The organism is Treponema sp. R6D11 (assembly GCF_054786075.1).
In genome coordinates this window covers 1-314 of sequence record NZ_BDHD01001382.1, presented here as the reverse complement: position 1 = coordinate 314, position 314 = coordinate 1, and the positions used below count along the sequence as shown (strand labels likewise).

The following is a 314-nucleotide window of genomic DNA, read 5'->3' as shown; positions in this document are numbered from 1 at the left end:
AAGTAGTAGTTTCTTTTAAAGAGCGTCTGCTCTTTTCGGCAACTTACTCATTATGCTCAGATAAAATAAATTTGTCAAGTGCTTTTTTGAATTTTATCAACTGGCGCCAATTTCTAATTTATATGTATTATATTATACACTTTTATCTCGAAATACTGGACGTGAGATGACACGCGAGACTTTGGAGACAGCATAGTTAAGCCATTCTCGAACGCTGAATTTTTGATTTCGCTGGTTTTCGGCTAATTGACTGATAATTTCTGGCTTCTTTTTTTCCAGATGTGACCGCAACATATTTTTGCTCTCATTCAATT

At 34.7% G+C, this 314-nt stretch carries 1 protein-coding gene; it reads right to left on the bottom strand.

From position 1 onward, the window contains the following. Positions 1-132: 132 nt before the first annotated feature. Positions 133-314, bottom strand: a 182-nt coding sequence (locus ACYVTD_RS18845) for a hypothetical protein (RefSeq protein WP_461249108.1), incomplete at its 5' end; no start/stop codon positions are given.